General features: G+C 43.5%; 15 protein-coding genes and 1 pseudogene. 11 read left to right on the plus strand and 5 right to left on the minus strand.

Going from position 1 to position 19,787, the window contains the following annotated elements:
- Window positions 1-52 precede the first annotated feature (52 nt).
- Window positions 53-1,087 (minus strand): LacI family DNA-binding transcriptional regulator, encoded by a 1,035-nt coding sequence (locus ACN6MV_RS08785; protein WP_042125666.1) that lies wholly within the window; start codon window positions 1,085-1,087, stop codon window positions 53-55.
- 376 nt (window positions 1,088-1,463) lie between these two features.
- Between ACN6MV_RS08785 and ACN6MV_RS08790 the strand changes: the two genes are divergently transcribed.
- The 8 genes from ACN6MV_RS08790 to ACN6MV_RS08825 all read left to right on the plus strand — a co-directional run bounded on the left by ACN6MV_RS08790 (window position 1,464) and on the right by ACN6MV_RS08825 (window position 10,651).
- Window positions 1,464-2,831: an ABC transporter substrate-binding protein gene (locus ACN6MV_RS08790; RefSeq protein ID WP_076119235.1), complete on the plus strand. Its 1,368-nt coding sequence runs from the start codon at window positions 1,464-1,466 to the stop codon at window positions 2,829-2,831.
- 121 nt (window positions 2,832-2,952) lie between these two features.
- Window positions 2,953-3,846 (plus strand): carbohydrate ABC transporter permease, encoded by an 894-nt coding sequence (locus tag ACN6MV_RS08795; protein WP_042125669.1) that lies wholly within the window; start codon window positions 2,953-2,955, stop codon window positions 3,844-3,846.
- Window positions 3,846-4,682, plus strand: coding sequence for a carbohydrate ABC transporter permease (locus ACN6MV_RS08800; RefSeq protein WP_042125671.1), 837 nt, complete (start codon window positions 3,846-3,848; stop codon window positions 4,680-4,682). Before ACN6MV_RS08795 ends, ACN6MV_RS08800 begins: the two co-directional genes overlap by 1 nt.
- A 29-nt stretch (window positions 4,683-4,711) precedes the next feature.
- A complete protein-coding gene (locus tag ACN6MV_RS08805; RefSeq protein WP_419886156.1) occupies window positions 4,712-7,450 on the plus strand; it encodes a GH36-type glycosyl hydrolase domain-containing protein in 2,739 nt (912 codons plus the stop codon).
- 146 nt (window positions 7,451-7,596) lie between these two features.
- Complete coding sequence (locus ACN6MV_RS08810; protein ID WP_419886157.1) at window positions 7,597-8,487, plus strand: hypothetical protein; 891 nt, start codon at window positions 7,597-7,599, stop codon at window positions 8,485-8,487.
- 107 nt (window positions 8,488-8,594) lie between these two features.
- On the plus strand, window positions 8,595-9,683 hold the full coding sequence (gene serC / locus ACN6MV_RS08815) for a 3-phosphoserine/phosphohydroxythreonine transaminase (RefSeq protein WP_313638509.1): 1,089 nt from the start codon (window positions 8,595-8,597) through the stop codon (window positions 9,681-9,683).
- 123 nt (window positions 9,684-9,806) lie between these two features.
- Window positions 9,807-10,271: a tRNA (uridine(34)/cytosine(34)/5-carboxymethylaminomethyluridine(34)-2'-O)-methyltransferase TrmL gene (trmL, locus tag ACN6MV_RS08820; protein ID WP_419886158.1), complete on the plus strand. Its 465-nt coding sequence runs from the start codon at window positions 9,807-9,809 to the stop codon at window positions 10,269-10,271.
- A gap of 125 nt (window positions 10,272-10,396) precedes the next feature.
- On the plus strand, window positions 10,397-10,651 hold the full coding sequence (locus tag ACN6MV_RS08825; RefSeq protein WP_039871533.1) for an AbrB/MazE/SpoVT family DNA-binding domain-containing protein: 255 nt from the start codon (window positions 10,397-10,399) through the stop codon (window positions 10,649-10,651).
- Between the two features lie 460 nt (window positions 10,652-11,111).
- On the opposite strand, the gene ACN6MV_RS08830 is transcribed toward ACN6MV_RS08825, so the two are convergent.
- Both ACN6MV_RS08830 and ACN6MV_RS08835 read right to left on the minus strand, forming a co-directional pair.
- Window positions 11,112-12,176, minus strand: coding sequence for a phosphodiester glycosidase family protein (locus tag ACN6MV_RS08830; RefSeq protein ID WP_419886159.1), 1,065 nt, complete (start codon window positions 12,174-12,176; stop codon window positions 11,112-11,114).
- Window positions 12,173-12,580, minus strand: coding sequence for a hypothetical protein (locus ACN6MV_RS08835; protein WP_042125682.1), 408 nt, complete (start codon window positions 12,578-12,580; stop codon window positions 12,173-12,175). The genes ACN6MV_RS08830 and ACN6MV_RS08835 overlap by 4 nt, the downstream gene beginning before the upstream one ends.
- A gap of 282 nt (window positions 12,581-12,862) precedes the next feature.
- Here ACN6MV_RS08835 and ACN6MV_RS08840 point away from each other — a divergent pair, with 282 nt between their 5' ends.
- Together ACN6MV_RS08840 and ACN6MV_RS08845 are read left to right on the plus strand one after the other, a co-directional pair.
- Entirely contained in the window at window positions 12,863-13,519 is a 657-nt protein-coding gene (locus tag ACN6MV_RS08840) for a response regulator transcription factor (RefSeq protein ID WP_042125683.1), read from the plus strand.
- A gap of 139 nt (window positions 13,520-13,658) precedes the next feature.
- Window positions 13,659-14,876, plus strand: coding sequence for a PLP-dependent aminotransferase family protein (locus ACN6MV_RS08845; protein WP_419886160.1), 1,218 nt, complete (start codon window positions 13,659-13,661; stop codon window positions 14,874-14,876).
- A gap of 973 nt (window positions 14,877-15,849) precedes the next feature.
- Here the strand turns inward: ACN6MV_RS08845 and ACN6MV_RS08850 are convergent.
- Window positions 15,850-16,788, minus strand: coding sequence for a DUF2161 family putative PD-(D/E)XK-type phosphodiesterase (locus ACN6MV_RS08850; protein ID WP_419886161.1), 939 nt, complete (start codon window positions 16,786-16,788; stop codon window positions 15,850-15,852).
- 181 nt (window positions 16,789-16,969) lie between these two features.
- Here ACN6MV_RS08850 and ACN6MV_RS08855 point away from each other — a divergent pair.
- Window positions 16,970-17,842 (plus strand): annotated as a pseudogene (locus ACN6MV_RS08855) (protein prkA); the annotation flags it as partial.
- Between the two features lie 59 nt (window positions 17,843-17,901).
- On the opposite strand, the gene ACN6MV_RS08860 reads toward ACN6MV_RS08855, so the two are convergent.
- On the minus strand, window positions 17,902-19,536 hold the full coding sequence (locus tag ACN6MV_RS08860) for a recombinase family protein (RefSeq protein ID WP_419886162.1): 1,635 nt from the start codon (window positions 19,534-19,536) through the stop codon (window positions 17,902-17,904).
- Between the last annotated feature and the right edge of the window lie 251 nt (window positions 19,537-19,787).

Consider the following 19,787-nt stretch of genomic DNA (forward strand, 5'->3'; position numbering starts at 1 on the left):
AATTTTTGCCCCATATCTCTACTTTAGTTCAGTAAAGGTAACTCTAAGGAGGTTACGCTAAACCCCGCTCAGAAGCGCCGCAGGATTCTCTTATGATGAGCTCTGGCTCTACGCTGAAGGAGCTCGTGCCAGATTGATTGTTTATCAGATCATACAGCATTAACGCGGCTAGGCGACCGATTTTATCTTTGTTTTGTTTAATCGTAGTCAACAGTGGTGTTGTGTAATTACAAGCTTCGATATCGTCACAGCCAATAATTGCGACGGTACCAGGAACAGCGATAGAAGATTCCTTAAGGGCACGCATAGCCCCGATAGCTAGCTGATCAGACGCTGCGAAGATCGCTCTGGGTAAATTTCCGTTCGCGATCATTCTACGCATGGTTTCATAACCGCTGGCTTCAAAGAAATTGCTTCCGTTTAAGAACCAGTTTTCGTTGATCGGTAGTCCTAAATCTTCAAGCGCTTTGCGAAAACCACTTTCACGAATGTTGGAGATTTCTGATTCTGAGGAGCTGCCGATATAACCGAGTTCTCGATAGCCTAATAAGTAAAAGTGTTCGACTACCTTAGTGGACATCTTGAAATTATCAGACATGATATAACCCGAATTGTCGCCTGATAGCTTTAAATCTACGCCGATGCATGGGATAGAGCTATTATCTAATTCACTGATAGAGGTTTCTAGCTCTTGTCCGGAAATAAGAAGGCAGCCATCTACATTAAAATGCAGACAACGGGCAAGATAATCATTAGTGTCACCACTTTGAAATTTTTCGTTAGAGAAAAAGATAAGGTCGTAACCTAGCAGTCCCATTTGTTTTTTGAAGGAGTTTAGGACTTCGATGAAAAAAGGGTGGGTAAAGTCAACATTCAGCATTCCTGCAAATATAACACCAATTAGATTCGATGATTTTGTTGCTAATGTTTTTGCGGAATTGGAGGGAGTATATCCGGTTTCTTTTATGATTTGTTGTACCCTAGTCTTGGTATCTTCCGAAATATCGCTGTAATTATTAATGATTTTGGATACTGTCGAAACAGAAACCCCAGCGATTTTCGCGATTTCTTTGATGTTATAGGCCAAATTAAGTCCTCCTTATAATGAGAAATACTCCGTAATCTATGATAAAAGTGTAGTTGAGTCAGACTTTTCTATGGATTTCAAATATGAGTTACGAAACGTTTTCGTAAATGATTTTATAATTATATAGGTATATAGTCAATGGGATATTTGGTGCGCAAATAGGGATATCCTTGATATTAAAGGGTTTTTGAGCGTTTTCGTTAAAAATGGGTTCGAAAATAAAGAATAAAAAAAGACTTTACAAAGATATATAAGGATGTAATAATAAAAACAACGAAACCGCTTTCTGTGATATTTTCGATTATATTACGAAAGTTTAGGAGCTAACACAAGGTTTCGTAAAAGGTCATAACAAATCATCTGGGGGGTAACAAAAATGGTAAAGAAGCTTTCTGCGGTATTGTTGAGCTCGGCGCTGGTGCTCTCATTAGCAGCATGTGGAAGCGGCAACAACACAAATGGTGAGGCTACTCCGGGCAACGGAACAAATAAGCCTGCATCTGGCGATAAGAAAGTGATTAAGATCTTGCATTGGAAACAAGAAAACATTAATAAAGCCATTACCGAAATTAATAAAAAGTTTGAAGAAAAGTATCCGGAATACAAAGTGGAGTACACGACCACGGGTCCGGATGATGAATTTAAACAAGCACAAAGAGCGAGAATTACAGCTGGTGACGTAGACGTCCTTGCTGATTTGTCCGGTATGAGATTGTCTCCGAAAGATTGGACACCGGGTGCGAAAGTGCCAGACTGGCAACAATGGATTGATTCCGGTTTGATTGCTGATCTGAGCAACGAAGCTTTCGTTAAAAACTACAATGCGAATGATATTGCTAAAGCGGGTACTTACAATGATAAAGTGTATGCGATCCCAACCGGTAAAGTAGCGATGTCAGGTTTCTTCTATAATAAAGAAATTTTTGAACAAAACGGATTGACTGTTCCAACCACATGGACAGAATTCATCAGTGTTCTAGATACTTTGAAATCCAAAAACATCGTACCTATCGTAGTGGCTGGTAAAGATGTATGGCCTTTGAAACTGCCAGTGTTCGGCTTGCAAGCTAAGATTCTAGGCGGCGGCGACCAACAAAAATGGATTGAAGGCGTTTGGAAAGGTACTTCGGCGTTCAACGATGCTGAGGCTGTAGAAGTATTGGATAAAATGAAGACCCTTCAAGATAACTACATCATCGATGGTTTCTTGGGTATTGACTATGCAACAGCACCTTCGTACTTCGCAACAGGTAAAGCAGCTATGATTGCTGACGGAACTTGGGATGCACCTACGATCGCTGCGGCAAATCCTGATGTGAAATTTGGTTACTTCCCAATCCCAGCTACTGAAGATGCAGCTAAGAATGCTTCTCTTGTCGGTAAATACGATGTAACTTGGTATGCAGCAGAAAAAGGTCCGAACAAAGAAGGGGCTTTGAAATGGCTGGAATTCTTCTCTGAGCCAGAAAACTACACTGAATATGTTAAGGCTGCTGGATTTGTACCAACACAAGATAACATTTCAACTGGCAGTGACTTCATTGATAACGAACTAGCACAATACATGGCAGAAGACTTTGAACTTGCCTATGAAATCATAATGATTAACCGCGACAATGTAGGCGAGCACATTGCTGCTGAAGGTGTACACACTGAATACCTAGCACCAGGTGGCGAATTCAAAACCGCTAAAGAACTTGCAGATGTACAACAAAAAGAATGGGAAGCAGCAGCTCCTAAATAAGCTGTTATCCCAATAAACAGACATCTACAACATACTGTGCAACATCATGTACTACAACTTCGGGGTCTGTTCGTACAGACCCCGATGATTTTATTGAATTAGGATTGGGTAGGTGAGAGAAATGTATCCGTTCGGAAAAGGTATAAAACGATATTTACCACTTCTGCTGCTTATGATTCCATTATCGTTGTATGTTGTTTTTTATTTTGGACCCTCTATGATGACGGTCATCTATTCATTTACAGATATTACTAACGTTCCTGGAAGCAAGTTGAATTTCGTAGGCCTTGACAATTACTATAGCGTTTTTAACTCCGGAAATTCAGGCGAACGTTGGGATTCCATTATACGAACTGTTTATTTCATGATCATTGTTACAATCGTACAGAACGGTGTAGGTCTCCTTATGGCCGTAGTTATTAATCAGAAGCTGAAAGGCGATTATTTTTATCGCGCAGTTTTCTTTTTACCGGTTGTCCTCGGTGTATCGGTAGTTGCACTGGTATGGGGCTTGATGTTCGATCCGCTTAGTGGCCCTGTCAATCAACTGTATGATTCATTGTTCGGTTATAAAGATATGTTCTTTGGAAGCTTCACCCATGCGTTTGGTTATATTATATTTACGCAAATTTGGATGTACATGGGTTACTCCATGTTAATTTTCCTTGCAGGCCTTCAATCCGTACCGAAGGATCTGTATGAAGCTGGATATATTGATGGAACTACGAAGTGGCAATCTTTTAAGAACATTACGTTCCCGCTTATTGCTCCATCGTTCACCATTAATATTATTTTGTCCATTATCGGTGCGATGTCCACCTTTGATATTATTCTCGCAACTACGGACGGTCGCTTTAACACAAGAACGATGGCTTATGACGTGTATAAAGAGACGTTCCGTGGTTCTCTTCAGATGGGACTTCCATCCGCGCTTTCGGTGGTACAGTTCCTAATGATTCTGGTCTTCGTTGTATTTGCAGTTAAACAAATGCGTAAGAGAGAGGTGGAATATTAATGAAAGATTCCAAAACCGCCAAAACTCTCTCCTATATTCTGATTGCAGTATTGCTTGTTTTGTATATCATGCCGCTATTGTTTGTAATAAACATTTCATTCAAGTCTTTTTCAGATTACCTGCTAGACCCGATCGGACTTGTGAAAAGTATTCAATGGGATAACTACAAGGAAGCTTGGTTAAAAGGTAATTTCTCTAATTATTTCATTAACAGTTTGTTGTACACAGGCGTAGCGACAGTGCTAACACTAATCGTTTCGTTATTCGGAGCTTTCCCGGTAGCGAGAAATTATGTAAAGTGGAGCGGATTTATTTATTTGTTCTTCTTGATGTCACAATTCTTGCCTAACCCTATGGTTGCACAGTTCAAATTAATGCTTACCCTGAAACAAGAGCTTGGATTTGTGGGTTATGATACGAAGCTGGGTTATATCCTCCTAAAAACAGGGGGAACTGGTATCGTCTTCATGATGTTCGTAGGTTATATTAAAGGAATCAGCCGTGAGATGGATGAAGCTGCGGGCATGGATGGTGCTGGATATATGCGTTATCTGTTCCAGATCATTATGCCATTGATGAAACCTGTTATCGCAACAGGTGTTATCCTGACGGCGATTACGATTTGGAATGACTTTGTAGGTCCAATCATGTATTTGCCAAGTCCGGAACATTATCCAATTACCTTCGGGCTTAAAGAATTCCGCGGTCAATACGGGAATAACTGGCCTATGTTGGCGTGCGGGATCATGATCGTATCGGCACCACTTATCGTCCTGTACACCTTCATTCAAAAATATATTGTTGACGGTGCATTGGCAGGTGCGGTTAAAGCTTAAGTAGTTGTGTAAATGAGAGGATGGGGACAATGGACCGTAAAAAAATTCATGGCTTTGAATTCACTGGGAAAGATGGGGAGTTCAAGCTTCAGCAACCGGATCACAGTAGTTTCTTATACTTCCCTCTAGTAAATGAGGGAGGGATGATGTCGACCGTTACTCCTAAACTTCATGGACAGGCGACGACAGGTCATAATACATTTTTAACACCGCCATTATCTGTCGAAGATTTGCATAATTCCCGTGCTTCACGTAATTTCTGGGTATACGTCGAAGGCAAGGGTGCTTGGTCTGCAGCAGGAAATTCGGCTAAGCAAAACGCAGCGTTCTACACTTCATCTGCTGATGAAGCAGTGCTTGAGGCTGGTTTTCTATGGCATCGGGTCACTCGCAGTAACTCTGAGATGGGTGTCACAGCTGAGATTACTAGCTTCGTACCTAGCGGTAACGACAAGGTAGAACTAATGAAAGTTACATTGACGAACATTGGAACAGAGAAGATTACTCTTACACCAACAGCTGTAGTTCCATTGTATGCCCGTTCCGCAGATGATCTGCGGGATCACAGACATGTAACTTCCTTGCTGAACCGGATTTACACTTCAGCATATGGTGTTGAGGTTCAGCCTGCACTTTCTTTCGATGAACGTGGTCATCGCGTTAACCATACCTCTTACGGTGTATTTGGAGCGGAAGGTGACGGAAGTCAGCCTGTTGGTTTCTTCCCGATTCAAGAGGAATTCATCGGCGAAGGTGGAAGTCTTGACTGGCCAGAAGCGGTTATTCTGAATACTACGCCAGAGATCGGTAAAGGTGGAGGCGTGGATAGAGAGGGTTATGAAGCAGTCGGTGGCCTCCGGTTTGCCTCAATTACCTTGTCTCCTGGTGAAAAACATTCATATGTCGTAGTTATGGCAATTGATAGTAATAGAATTAATGTTGAAGCGTTGATGAATAAATATGGAGCATCTGAAGCTTTTGATCAACTCCTAGAGGAGACTAAAGCGTTCTGGGCAGATAAAGTGAATATGGTTGAATTCCATACCGGTGATTCGGATGCGGATCAATGGATGAAATGGGTAACCATTCAACCGGTCCTTAGAAGACTCTATGGTAACTCCTTCTTACCGTATCATGATTATGGAAGAGGCGGACGTGGCTGGCGAGATCTTTGGCAAGACTGTCTGGCACTGCTTATTATGGAACCTGCCGAAGTTCGCAGCCTACTCTTCAATAATTACGCTGGTGTGAGAATTGACGGCAGTAACGCAACTATTATCGGTCAACAACCGGGCGAATTTATTGCTGACCGTAACAATATTCCTCGAGTATGGATGGATCATGGGGCATGGCCGTTCTTAACAACGATGCTCTATTTGGATCAGAGTGGTGATCTTGATTTCTTGTTGCAAGAACAGACTTATTTCCGGGATACTTTTATGAGTCGTTGTAAGGAACGTGATACTTCTTGGGAAACCTCTGCAGGCAGTGATCTTAGAACAGCTTCTGGGGAAATCTACAAAGGTACAATTCTGGAACATATTTTGCTGCAAAACCTGGTTCCGTTCTTTAATGTAGGGGAACATAATAATATCCTGCTCGAAGGTGCGGACTGGAATGATGGTCTCGATATGGGTGCGGATCGCGGAGAGAGTGTGGCTTTTACATCTTTCTATGCTAGCAATCTATTAGATATTTCTCGGATGCTGCGTACTCTTAAGACTTCTAAAGGTCAGGAAAAGGTTGAGTTGGCAGAAGAGATGCAGCTGTTGCTGGATACGCTTAACGAACGTGTGGATTACGGTTCTATATCAGGCAAGCATGAGAGATTGGATCGATATTATGCCGCGGCACCAAATAAGGTGAGTGGAGTTCGTGTATCTCTAGATATTGAAAAAGTAGCTGATGATCTGGAACAAAAAGCGGAATGGATATTTAATCATTTGCGCAACAACGAGTGGGTACAGAGTGAGAATGGCGATGGCTGGTTTAACGGTTATTATAATAACGATGGTGAACGGGTAGAGGGAGAATTTTCTGAAGGCGTTCGGATGACACTTACGGGTCAAGTATTCCCGCTTATGGGTCATGCAGCAGCTCCGGAGCAAATTCCACACATTATTGCTGCTGTTGATCGTAATCTACTAGATGACAAGATCGGATACAGGCTTAATTCCCGTTTCGGAGGGATTCAGCAGAATCTGGGTCGTGCTTTCGGCTTTGCATTTGGTCATAAAGAAAATGGGGCCATGTTCAGTCACATGACGATCATGTATGGAAATGCGTTGTACAAACGAGGTTATGTAAAAGAAGGTCATAAGGTTCTCGAATCTCTTTACAACTTGAGTACAGATTTCGCAAAAGCTCGTATCTATCCAGGGATTCCTGAATATATTAACGAGCAAGGCAGAGGAATGTACACATATCTAACAGGCTCGGCAAGCTGGCTCTTGCTAACCATGGTCACTGAAGTATTTGGTGTGAAGGGAAAACTGGGCGATCTATTGCTAGAACCTAAGCTAGTAAAAGAACAATTTGATTCAGAGGGGAAAGCATCCATTAAGACGATCTTTGCAGATCGTGAGTTTGAAGTGGTCTATAAAGCCACAGGAAGCTTTAATTACGGAGAGTACCAAATACACTCCGTTACCTTAAATGGCAGCGAGGTGACGCTGCAGCGCGGCTCAGGGAGTGCGATTATTCCACGTGAAGATCTACTCGCTCTGCAGACAGAGAAGCGTCACGTGATTGAAGTGACTTTGGCGTAATCATAACTAGATTTTATTAAAAGCGTCTGCACCGTTAAGTATAGCGGCTGCAGACTTTTTTTGAAAAAATATAAAAACTAAGCTTCTTCATAGATGATATAATGGGGCTAATTTATTTGTTGAATGATTAAAGGGGCGTGTGAAGGATGGGCTGCAAGCTGTCAAATGGCGTATTATCTGTAGATATCGCTGATATTGGAGAAGCATATAAAGGGACTCGTTTTGACTGGACGGGGTTTATCACACAAGTTACGTTAGAAAAAGGTAAGCATACTTTTTGTGTGCCAGAAAGCTTGAAGGAAGGCGAAGGTACTGGCGGAAGTGGACTGTGCAATGAGTTTGGCATTTCCCGGGCAATTGGGTATGATGAAGCACCGATTGGAGGCTGGTTTCCAAAGCCCGGAATCGGACTGTTACAAAAGCAGGACTCGCAGAGCTATAGCTTTCATAACGAGTATCCACTAACCCCCTTTACTGTTGATAGGGAGGTTAAGGGTGATTCGGTTTCATATATTATTCAACCTATGGAAAGTAATGGATACACGATGCTTTTGACCAAAACGATCTCTATAAAGGACGACCAATTAAAAATTGCATATGAATTGCATAACAAAGGGAATAAGCCAATCCAGACCGAGGAGTACATCCACAATTTTATTGGAATTGATGGTTTAAATATAGGTCCGGATTTTGAGTTGCGCCTCCCGAATGGGCTCAAAGTTGAGGAACCGGAATCTCAATACACGAACAATTTGCTAGAGGTATCTGGTAATACCCTTACTTGGTCAGAAGAGCCAGACCGGTCCTTTTATTGCAAGTTGAGTGGCTGGGGAGGACCGGAAGCCGAGTTCAATTGGGAATTGGTTCATAAGCCTAGTGGAACAGGAGTACGTGAAAGCGGAGATTTCCCAGTAGCACGAATGGCGCTATGGGGAGAACGCCATGTGGTCTCTCCTGAAGTTTTTGTGAACATTAGTCTTTTACCGCATGAAAGCAAGTCCTGGAGCCGAACTTATCATTTTTTCACAACTCAATAAGCAGTAATCCAAGCCTTTATGTGAATAATTATACTTGCTGGTGTGTAAGATTATTGCTATCATAAGCGATATCCATATTGATAGGAGAGAAAGGGTGGGGAGTAGTTTTGAATAAGAGAGCATACAATTTTAATGCCGGACCGGCAGCATTGCCGCTTACGGTACTGGAACGCGCACAAGCGGAGTTTGTTGATTTCCGAGAAAGTGGAATGTCTATCATGGAGATGTCGCACCGTGGAGCAATCTACGAATCCGTGCATAATGAAGCGCAGGAACGTCTGCTTTCGCTCCTCGGCAATCCGAAGGGCTATAAGGTATTGTTCGTACAAGGTGGAGCAAGCACGCAGTTTGCTATGATTCCTATGAACTTGATCTCTGAGGGCCAAGTAGGTAGTTATGTAATGACAGGAAGTTGGGCTGATAAGGCTTTTAAAGAAGCTAAATTGGTCGGGGGCGCTCATGTAGCCGCTTCTTCAGAAGATAAGAAATTCGTAGCGATTCCAGAGTTAAGCTCGATCAAGGCTGCGGATAATGCGGCTTACCTTCATGTAACTTCCAATGAGACCATCGAAGGAACGCAGTATGCGGAATTCCCAGATGCTGGTTCGATTCCGCTAATTGCAGATATGTCTAGTGATATTCTATGTCGTCCAATCGATGTAAATCAATTTGGAATGATCTATGCTGGAGCTCAGAAGAATCTAGGTCCTTCCGGTGTGACTGTGGTTATCGCTAAAGAAGAATTGCTTGCAGAATCACCTTCTAACATTCCAACAATTATGCGTTACAGTACTCATTATAAAAATAACTCTCTTTACAACACACCTCCATCTTTCTCTGTATACATGGTTAACGAAGTGTTAAAATGGATTGAGGAGCAAGGCGGTCTAGCCGGCATCCAATCCAAGAATCTTGAAAAAGCGGGTCTCTTATACGATCATATCGATGGAAGTGACGGCTTCTATAGTGGTGTTGCTGAGAAGAGCAGCCGCTCCATTATGAATGTTACCTTCCGGATGCAATCGGAAGAACTCGAAAAACGGTTTGTTAAAGCCGCTGAGCTGGAAGGTTTTGTCGGCTTAAAAGGACATCGCAGTGTGGGTGGCTTGCGCGCTTCCATTTACAATGCAGTTCCTTACGAAAGTGTTAAGGCACTTTCTGATTTCATGAACCATTTCCGGCAAACTCAAGGTTAATGAACTCTATCGTAAACCTTCCGCCCATGGGTGGAAGGTTTTCAGTTTGTTTGGAGAAGCTATGGTTATGCACTAGAATAAAACATCTGGCTATCAAGCCTTTAGAGAGGAAGGAACCATATAATGGCACTCCATATCGTATTAGTTGAACCGGAAATTCCGGCCAATACTGGAAACATCGCGCGTACCTGCGCAGCAACAGGCACTCATCTTCACCTGGTTCGCCCACTCGGATTCCGTACAGATGATGCTACATTGAAAAGAGCAGGATTAGATTACTGGCATGCCGTTAACATTGAATATCACGATTCTTTTGCTGAAGTGCTCGAGAAGTATAGTGAGGGACGTTTCTTTTACGCAACAACGAAAGCTGAGAAGAGATATAGTGACTTTGATTTTCAAGATGGAGATTTCTTTGTCTTTGGTAAAGAAACGAAGGGGCTTTCTGCTGAAATTCTGGAAGCCGGAAAAGAAACAAAAATGCGCATGCCGATGAGTGATGCCGTGAGATCGCTAAATTTATCGAATTCTGCGGCTATTATTGTATATGAAGCCCTTCGACAGCTGGATTTTCCGAATCTTATTTAGAAAAAAAGACAATTTTTTTGTTTTTTTCAGCAGGATTCGACATTTTAATAACGAAATATAATGAATGAGCCGAAATAAATAGTAGCTACAAATTATTAGTTGAACAGGAGAGGTGTACGTTAGATATGAAACCTGCTGGTGTAGTTCGCAAAGTGGATCAGCTGGGTAGAATTGTTCTGCCTAAGTCCCTGCGTAAAAGGTATCAGATGAATGAAGGCGACCCGGTTGAAATTTTGGTACAGGGTGACCATATTATCCTGGAGCGCTATCGTCCAAAATGTGTTTTCTGCGGATCAATGGAAGGTGTAAGTGAATATAAAGATCGTTATATTTGCGCTGCATGCCTCTCAGAAATGACCCAATTGCCGAGACACGCCTAGGAAGTACATATTTACTCATTTAGAATTCGACGGCCTATAGTTTTCTAAATAAAGGAACTGCCCCATTCGTAGATATCGTCTACTTTATGTGGCAGTTTTTTTATACAAAAAAATACCTCAGAAGCCAAGAGCCTCTGAAGCATTAGTATAAATGTAAGAATTTATATAGATTTCACACCGTAAATTAATCGTGCTGGTTTTCGCAGAAACGGGTACCGCCCCAAAAAGGACGGCAATACCGTTTCTTCTTGCTTATAAGCCTTTTGTTTTGTCGTCGTTGTAAGATGAGGTAAGGATGCCGGCCATAAATAACACAAATACGAACGTTACGATCCAAAAGGTTAATGAGAACGACATACTGGCACCTCCATTAGCAAATGTATTCGTTATCAAGATTATAACCTGCAAATCAATAAAAATAAACGCAAATGTGATATGTTGCATAGACATTTTAATATAATCATTCGAAAAACAGGAAATTAGTCGGTACAGCTCTAAGATTTCCGTCCGAAGGTTTGTTGACTACTCTTCCGTTGAAGATAAGTGATGATGAGCCTCCACCGTCCAAATTATAAGCATCCATCACGCCCATGTTATATAGCTTGTTCTGAATTTCCTCTAATTGTGCTCCAGAGCTACCTAGCTCATTATAGCCATCTGCTACAAAAATGAGAAGCTGATCATCCTTATAATTACCGATAACTGTACGTGGCGCCCGATTGGGGGAGGTTTTCCACTTTTCAGGGATGGGCACTTTGACGTTATTCTTCAGTAGAACAGGCACAAAGGTTGCACCGAATACGGGTTCAAGTTGATCTAACTGTGCGCGACTGTAGAATTTTCCGCCGATTAACTGTCCGGACTTGTTCAGTCCTACGAAGCTGAGGTCCTTGAAGGTCGGCTCGAAACCATTGAGATACTTTCCATCAACCACAGTAGTGCTTAAGGGATAGCGTTTTCCGGATTGATCTGCAAAACCGCCTGCATTAATACCAGCAATGGCTCCATTACGCTGTACGGCATGCATAGTTGTTTCCGCACCGGAGGCTGTCTCCGCCAGGCTCATCTTCATAGCGGTCGGATCCTTCAGTTTGATTTTCAAAGCATAAGCTTTGTAGTTTCCTGGATTCAATCGATATAACTCAACTCTAATACGGTCGCTGCTAAGGATCTCAGAAGGGATTCCAAGCTTGGCGGAAATCCGGCGGTTATAGATAAGCTCAGGACGGCTCGCTTGCGTCTGCGCTGTTTCAACCAGCTTATTCATCACAGCAGTGGTTCCTTTATATAGCTTGGCGCTGGCGCTGATTGCATCTATGGTGTAGGATACAGTGCCTTCAGCTAGGGCTAAATCTTTTTTTAGTATGGCTGTTTCATTCAACGGTCCTGAGATAGGTGTGAATTGTCCTACATCAAGATCCAGCTCGATCGGTGGTCGATACCACCACATACATATCAGTAAACCTAGAAAAGGTGCGGTTAGAAGCAAAAAGAAACGGTTTACTCTTTTGACAGGCGTCATCATTTGATCAGATCCATTTGTTTCTTCAAAGCTTCTAACTGTTTGTTAACCTCGTTCAATTGCGTATATAGCTTATTACTATTATCTGTCTTGGCACTAGCATTATCTTTAGTGAAGGTTAATAGTTCGTTAAAACTTTGCACAGTATTCTGCAATTCCTTCACTTCTTCGGTCAGAACGGCAATTTTTGACTCATAGTCGGTCTTTAGAACGGTAAGCTGCTGCTGGCTCTGAGTACTAAGTTCGCTCAGCACCTGCTGCTTCAAATGGTTCGTGTAGCTGTAAACAGCATATACACCAATTCCAATCATCACGATCCAGAACAGTAAAAACCATTTTACGGAAGGGCCGCTTCTCACAGCAGCACGGCGCGAGTGTACCGGGGACGTTTCCGCTAGCGGTTGCATTTGATCACCTCGGGTTGGTCTTTTTTTCAAGTCCCCATTCTATCAGACTTTGACTAGTTTCGCAAAAATGAAAGAGAGTGTGAAAACTAGAAAAAGTAATTGCATCCTATTAAACTACTGCGATACAATTTCTATAGATTGGAATTCTGATAGACGTACTCAAGGTAACCAGCTAGAGAATAAACGGACAAGTCATCATACTTCCTTGCTTGCGTTTAAACCGGAAACGCTGCGGCGCTTTCCTTTCTGGATGATTATATAAAGCAGGGGGTCTGGGCATTAATGATGAAGGTTTGGCAGGTGGTTATTGTGGGGTGTCATCCTACAAGTATGCTGGGGACGAAATTGATTTTGGAAGAGGGAGGAGAGCTTAAGGTTCTAGGAATGTATTCAACTTGGAACGAAGGCGCTTCCATCGTAAGGGAAAAGAATCCCGAGCTAGTGCTGGCAGATTATCATATGCCTGAAGGTAATATTGAGAGTGTGCTGTTAAATATGAAAAAAAGCTCACCAAACTCACATTTTGTCGTGATGACAGATGAAGATGGCAGGGATCTGCTTCAACCCCTCATAGAGCTGGGAGCGAGCGGGATATTCTCCAAAGGAGCTTCTCCTAATCAGCTTTTACAGCTGATACTGGGTTTGCGAGTGGGTTTTCTTTCAATGCCGCTAGAATGGATAGAGAAAGGATCCTGGCCGATTTCGACATCTAAAGGACTGGATGATGTTCTTCAATTGACGCAGACAGAGATGTTTATTATGGAGCGAATCGTACAGGGGATTACCTATGATAAAATAGCACTCGAAATTGCAGTAAGTCGTCGTTCGATTGACAATTACTTGCGCAAAATTTATGTGAAGCTTGATGTTTCGACGCGAGCGCAAGCCATTGAGAAATTTGCTCTCTTCTCAAGACAAAACAGGCAAATCTACGCATAACCCAAGCTATACGACATAATGACGGTAAAGGTGGAATATTCTTGAAATAGAAGAAAGCATATCATGTTGAATGGATAATTGTCCTTGGAAGAGGATCACCAAGCCATTTCTACTTGGTACTAGGGAAGGGGGATTTCGCATGCTTTACCAATTTTCTGCTCGCGCACACACACTGCTATCGTCACCGCTTCTAAGTATTCGCACCCAAACACGGAGAAGCTCCATGATATCGCTTGCTGAAGAATTACCAGCGGAAGAACTGTTCCCGTTATCGCTGCTTGCCGAAGCAGCCTCTACGGTGATATCTGCAGATGCAGGGGCACTTCAATATGGTGATCCTGCAGGGTATGGTCCACTTCGGGAGTGGCTTGCCGGGGATTGGCTCAGAGAAAAAGGGGTAACTGTTACTGAAGGTGGAGTTCTGCTAACAACGGGGAGCCAGCAAGCGATTGATTTGTTATCGCGGGTGTATATTGATCCGGGGGATCGCGTATTGGTAGAAAATCCGACATCTCCAGGATTCTTGCAAACTCTTCGGATGCAAGGCGCCATTATTATTCCCGTAGAGGGTGACTTGGACGGGCTTGATCCAGATCTTTTGCGGAGGCAAATTGAACTGCATAAGCCAAAGATGCTGTTCGCAACACCAAGCTTTACGAATCCAAGTGGCATCCTATGGAGTTTAGAGAGACGGCGTGAGGTGCTGGATCTTTGTATCGCCTATAACATCCTGATTGTAGAAGATGACTCATATGGTGATTTACATTTTCAAAAGTATGGTGAACCTTGGGCCACAAGATTTCCATCTTTGTACGCACTGGAAAATATAAGTGACGGCGGACACGTATTATATATCGGTTCGTTCAGCAAGACCGTCGCGCCTGCGCTGCGGACGGGCTGGGCAGCAGGTAGCCGGGAAGTGATCGGGATGATGGCTGCGGCCAAGCAGATGGCAGACTGGCAATCGAGCGCATTAAATCAGCGGCTCTTGCATCATTTGTTGGATGTGACCGCTTTTGATCTTCGTGAGCATATTGCGCAGCTGAATCGAGAATATAACACCCGACTGAAGTTGATGGTGGAGCTGCTTAAACGTCCAGCTTGGAAGGGAAGCTCCTACGATCTGCCGTCAGGAGGCATGTTTCTCTGGGTATCTCCGCCGGAGGGGATGGATGTTATGGCACTGCTGAAATGTGCGCTGGGTAAGGGAGTGGCATTTTTGCCGGGACCGTTATGTAGTGTGGATGGGAGCGGAAATCATATTCGTCTTAACTTCAGCCATCCCGGCCGGGATGAGCTGCTGCTCGGCATGAATTTAATGAGCGAGGCGGTTAAGGAGTTCACGGCTCGGAGTTAGATAGTGGAATGAAAATTATGAATGAAATGATTAAAATGATAAAGTATGAGTGAAATGAATAAAAAGTCAGGACGATTGAGGATTTATCGTAGAGATGAATAGACGGACTGTGGAAAGATGCATAGATGGATGAATAGACAGATACATGGACAGATGTATAGATAGACGAACAGACAGATACATGGACAGATGTATAGTGAAGACAATAAGACAGATATATGGACTGACAGATAAGCTGACGGATGAACAAACATAACACAAGACACCTTAGAGCTAAAACAAGGATAGAATTTCAAGTTGGGCAAGATGAAGTGCGAAATGTGAGATTATTTAGGGAAATCCTCCCTAAAACTGTTCGATCTAAACTCTAAAGTGGACTGTTTAGGGAATTTCTCCCTAAAAAATTAAGGGATTCCCCGTTTTAGGGGTTAATCTGGCGAAAATCAGGGAGGAATTCCCTAAAATACGGTTTTTAGCATGTGAATCGAAGAATATTAGGGAGGATTTCCCTAATAACTTAGTGTGCCTTTTTCGGAATGGTGTTTTTAAGTATAATTTGATTTGAACGTTTTAGTATTAGTGAATGTTGAATGTAGTATAGGGTTCTAATGTGAATGATTCAGCAAGAGTAGCATGTTAAAGTAAATAGAGAAAATGGTAATTAGTAATAAGGCTGGTGTTCGAGAGTGTAAATAAGTCAAATAAGTACAGTCACTTAGAACCGGATGAGACTAGTGTGTTGTGTGTAAGTTAAGAACATGGAATGCATGCACAGAGATAGGATTCAAATAAGATTAGACATACGAAAAAGCATCCCGTAGATGGGATGCTTTTTGGCGTTAGTTAGACATGTTATGTGTGAATTAGATTAATAAGTTTAAAGACCGAGTAAATGATTAGAACTGGGGGGTAAAGGATTAGAATCCAACAAAAAGATTATAATCGAAAAAAAGTACTGCTTACGATAGGCAAGCTAATTACTGTGATGATTGCTGTTATGAGTTGCGCCGCCAGTTATAGCGGCGTATTCCACTAGCGCGGCCTGACCGGCTGGGGTCAGGGTATAGCGCCCTCGGCTGATACGGTGGAACCAGCCGTAGTAGTTGTGCTGCAGCATAGCGGCGGCGTTCGGTACGCCGCTACGCTTCCGCAGCTCGGCCGGAGTGATCCCGGCCGAGCGTGCGCTTGAGGCAGCGCTAGGGGCACCGCTTCGCGTGCCAGCCGCCGCTGCCTCCCGTGCTGCCGTGTCCCCGGCAGCACGCCCCTCCGGCGCTGAGCTCAGCGCCGGAGCCTGTGCAGCGGTGCTCGCCGCTGCACGTTTGCCCGCTGCGAGCGAAGCCTTCGCAGCGGCCTTCTCGGCAGCAACGGCGGCTTCCGCCTCCGCTGCTTGCAGAGAAAGCGCGACACGCAGCGCTTTCTCGCGGTAGGCCGTCACGAGCTTAACGCGCGTGCTGCCGCCGGTGTTGTAGTCTCCGCTGCGCTCGCGGAACTCATAGAGCAGACGCTCGCGCCGCCGCTTGTTGCTGCGCTGGGCAGGCGGCGTCTCGTCCGGCTCAACGAGCACCTCGACCAGCGGTGCTTTGGTCTTATAAAAAAAAACGGTGATCAGCCCGAGGCCAAGACGGCGGCACAGTCCGCTAAGCTCGCCCCAGCGCTGGTTCACCGCCCCTTTTTTATCACGGACACGTTCCACTGCGAGATAGACCGTAGGGCTGAGCTTCAGCCGTTCCACCCCTTGCAGCAGCAAGGCCAGGTTGAACGATTTTTTCATCTCCACGATTAGAGGGTGCTCTAAATCCTCACGGATCCCCACCAAATCACAAGTCCGAACCTCACCCTTGATGCTGTATCCTTGCTTTTCAAAAAAAACCTTTAAAGGAGCATACAGCTCCGTTTCATGTCGTACCGCCATAGTGTCACTCCCGTAGCCCGTTATTTTCGGGTTTCCATTAAGGTTTTACTGCGATTTTATGATTCTCTATTATAGCACAGCAAAAAAGAGGTCAACTATTCCACGCTTTCTGCATAGGTATGTAATACACTTTTTAACGTTATAGGAGAGCAAGTAAGAGCGCAAGAGGAGGCAGCGAGCAATGGATATTTTTGAGCGAATAGCTTCGTATCGGGCTGAGAACGACCGTTTGGCGTGGAGCGGGACCTTCAAGCAGTATATAGAAATCTTGAAAAAAGACCCCTCTCCCGCTAAAACCGCTCACTCCCGCGTTTATGACATGATTAAGTCGCATGGCGTAGAGGACATAAACGGACGCAAACGTTATAAGTTTTTTGAGCAGGAAATTTTTGGGCTTGATCGTGCCGTCGAAAAGTTAGTCGAGGAATATTTTCATTCTGCAGCACGTAGACTCGATGTTCGTAAACGGATTTTATTATTGATGGGACCTGTCAGTGGGGGGAAATCGACCCTAGTCACGCTGCTTAAACGTGGTTTGGAACAATACTCGCGGACAGATGCGGGTGCGGTATATGCAATAGAGGGCTGCCCGATGCATGAGGACCCGCTACATTTGATCCCCCTGGAGCTTCGTCCAGAGATTGAGAAGGAACTTGGTGTACGGATTGAGGGTAACCTCTGTCCTTCCTGCCAGATGCGGCTAAGAAATGAATATGCAGGGGATATTGAACAGGTCAGAGTAGCCCGGGTTATTTTGTCAGAAGAAGAGCGGGTAGGGATTGGTACCTTTAGTCCATCTGATCCGAAGTCGCAAGATATCGCCGATTTGACCGGGAGCATCGATTTTTCGACCATTACTGAATTTGGCTCGGAATCCGATCCGCGTGCGTACCGTTTTGACGGAGAGCTCAATAAAGCTAACCGTGGACTAATGGAGTTCCAAGAAATGCTCAAATGTGACGAAAAGTTCCTGTGGAACCTGCTGTCTCTGACGCAAGAAGGTAATTTCAAGGCTGGTCGATTCGCATTAATTAGTGCGGATGAAATGATAGTTAGATGATAAAGTCTAAAATAATGGCAGTAAAGGCAGTAACAGAATAGAAAATCCGATTCTTATAATAGAAAATCATGTTTGAAGTATCCACGTACGAGCAACTTCGCAGGACGCCTGCCAATGCCTGGCTCCAAGACCTCAACCTCAACCTTCTCGAATACACGACGTAATAACGTATTTTTTCTTGTCTTGTCATTTAGCGTACGATAGGCATCAATTACTGAGGATACTTTCTTGCGAATTGAATCTATGTTGATGTCGTTTTTCACATCAGTTGCCTCTTTATTTTTGATTTTGAGAATCTCCGCTTCAATACCTTTTAAATCCTCAGTAAGCTTTGTTTTTCTCTTATTGAACTCTTCACGGGTGTAGTCGCCGGACTCATAAGCGTTAAAAATAAACTCAAGCCGCGACTGTAATTTCTTTTTACTGTCTTCCAGGATACGTAGGTCATCCAATGGATTATTAGCTGTGCTTGCTGCACGGTTAAGAGTCTGTTCAATCATTGACTCGAGTTGATTCGTATCAAGATCTTTAACATGCTGCAGAAGCTTAATGATTTGATCTTCAACATCTCTGTACTTGTAAGATTTACGACACTCTTTGTCATAGAGAAATTCTTTGTGATAGACGCTGGTTACATTGCTTCCCCTTTTATCATAATGCTGGGTAGAGTATTGGCGAACCATTTTTTTCTGACAAGTTGGGCAAACGACAAGTGATGCTAATTCACAAGACTGGAACTGTTCTTTAACGGGAAGAGCAAGATTACTATTTGCTTGCAATTTACGCTGTGCAGCATCGAACGTTTCTTTATCAATAATTGCATGATGCGCATTTTCGTGAATCAGCCACTCCTCTTTGGGACGCTTGATTTGGCGATATCCCCGTTTCAGAGAAGGGTCCTTAATGTTTTCTGTGGTTCGATAGTAAATATGTCCGATGTAAACTGGATTTTCTAACATTCGGCGGATGACCAGCCCTTGCCAATGCTTTTTGTTCTTGGAGGTAGGGATCCCCATTTTCACGAGTTTCGTGGAGATGGCTTGATATCCGATATCATCATTCACATACCAATCAAATATTTTGCGTACAATCGCAGCTTCATCGGTATATTCTCCTGTGCTTTCATCATAGTTAAAGGGTTCAAGTTTCTTAGTTTTGATGTTTGACCGGTAACCGTATGCGGGGTGTGAGTTCATGAATTTCCCTTCCTCACGGGCTTTAAAATACCGAGCATTAACAAGTCGCTCTTTGATCATGAAATATTCTTCACGAGAGATAAAGAGCTGCATCCGAATAAACTTTGCATCATCAGAGTTACGGGGATCGTAAATACGACTCTCAGTAATGATGTAAATGCGATTTTGCTCTAGCAAATCATAAATCACACCCATATCACCGTATGAGCCGCGCCCTAATCGCTGAATCTCACGTACTGCGATCGCTTGGTACTTGCCGTTCTCAATGTCACTCAGCACTTGTCTGAAGATGGGTCGTCCTGAAATTGAATCCCCCGACCCAACTTCTTTAACTTGCTCAAAAGGTACACCGTATTGCTTCAATACGGTTTCCATTTGAACGCGCTGACGTTCTAGTGCATCGATTCCTTCTCGTTCTTCTTGGATTTCTTCTTCTCTTGACTTACGGATGTAATTAATAATTCGCAATATGTTAGGGGGCAGTTCACGCATTAATTTATACACCCTTCTTTTTGGTTTAATTACTGCGAAAAGATTATATCATCGTTGTACAAGCAAAATAAAGGGAATGCGAACCAAGTTATAACCTGTTTTTTCGTTAAAATGGGTGAAATCGGCCGGAGGCCGTTCGAATTACTAGGCATGATAGGCCTCTCGATTCTTTTCCAGAATCAGGAGGCTATTTTTGGATACGAACGAAACTTGAGCACCAAAAAGTCTACTTTCTTCAAAAGAAATTACAT

Origin of the sequence: Paenibacillus sp. B-A-8, assembly GCF_048572915.1 — a bacterium.
Classification (GTDB): Bacteria; Bacillota; Bacilli; order Paenibacillales; family Paenibacillaceae; genus Paenibacillus_AQ.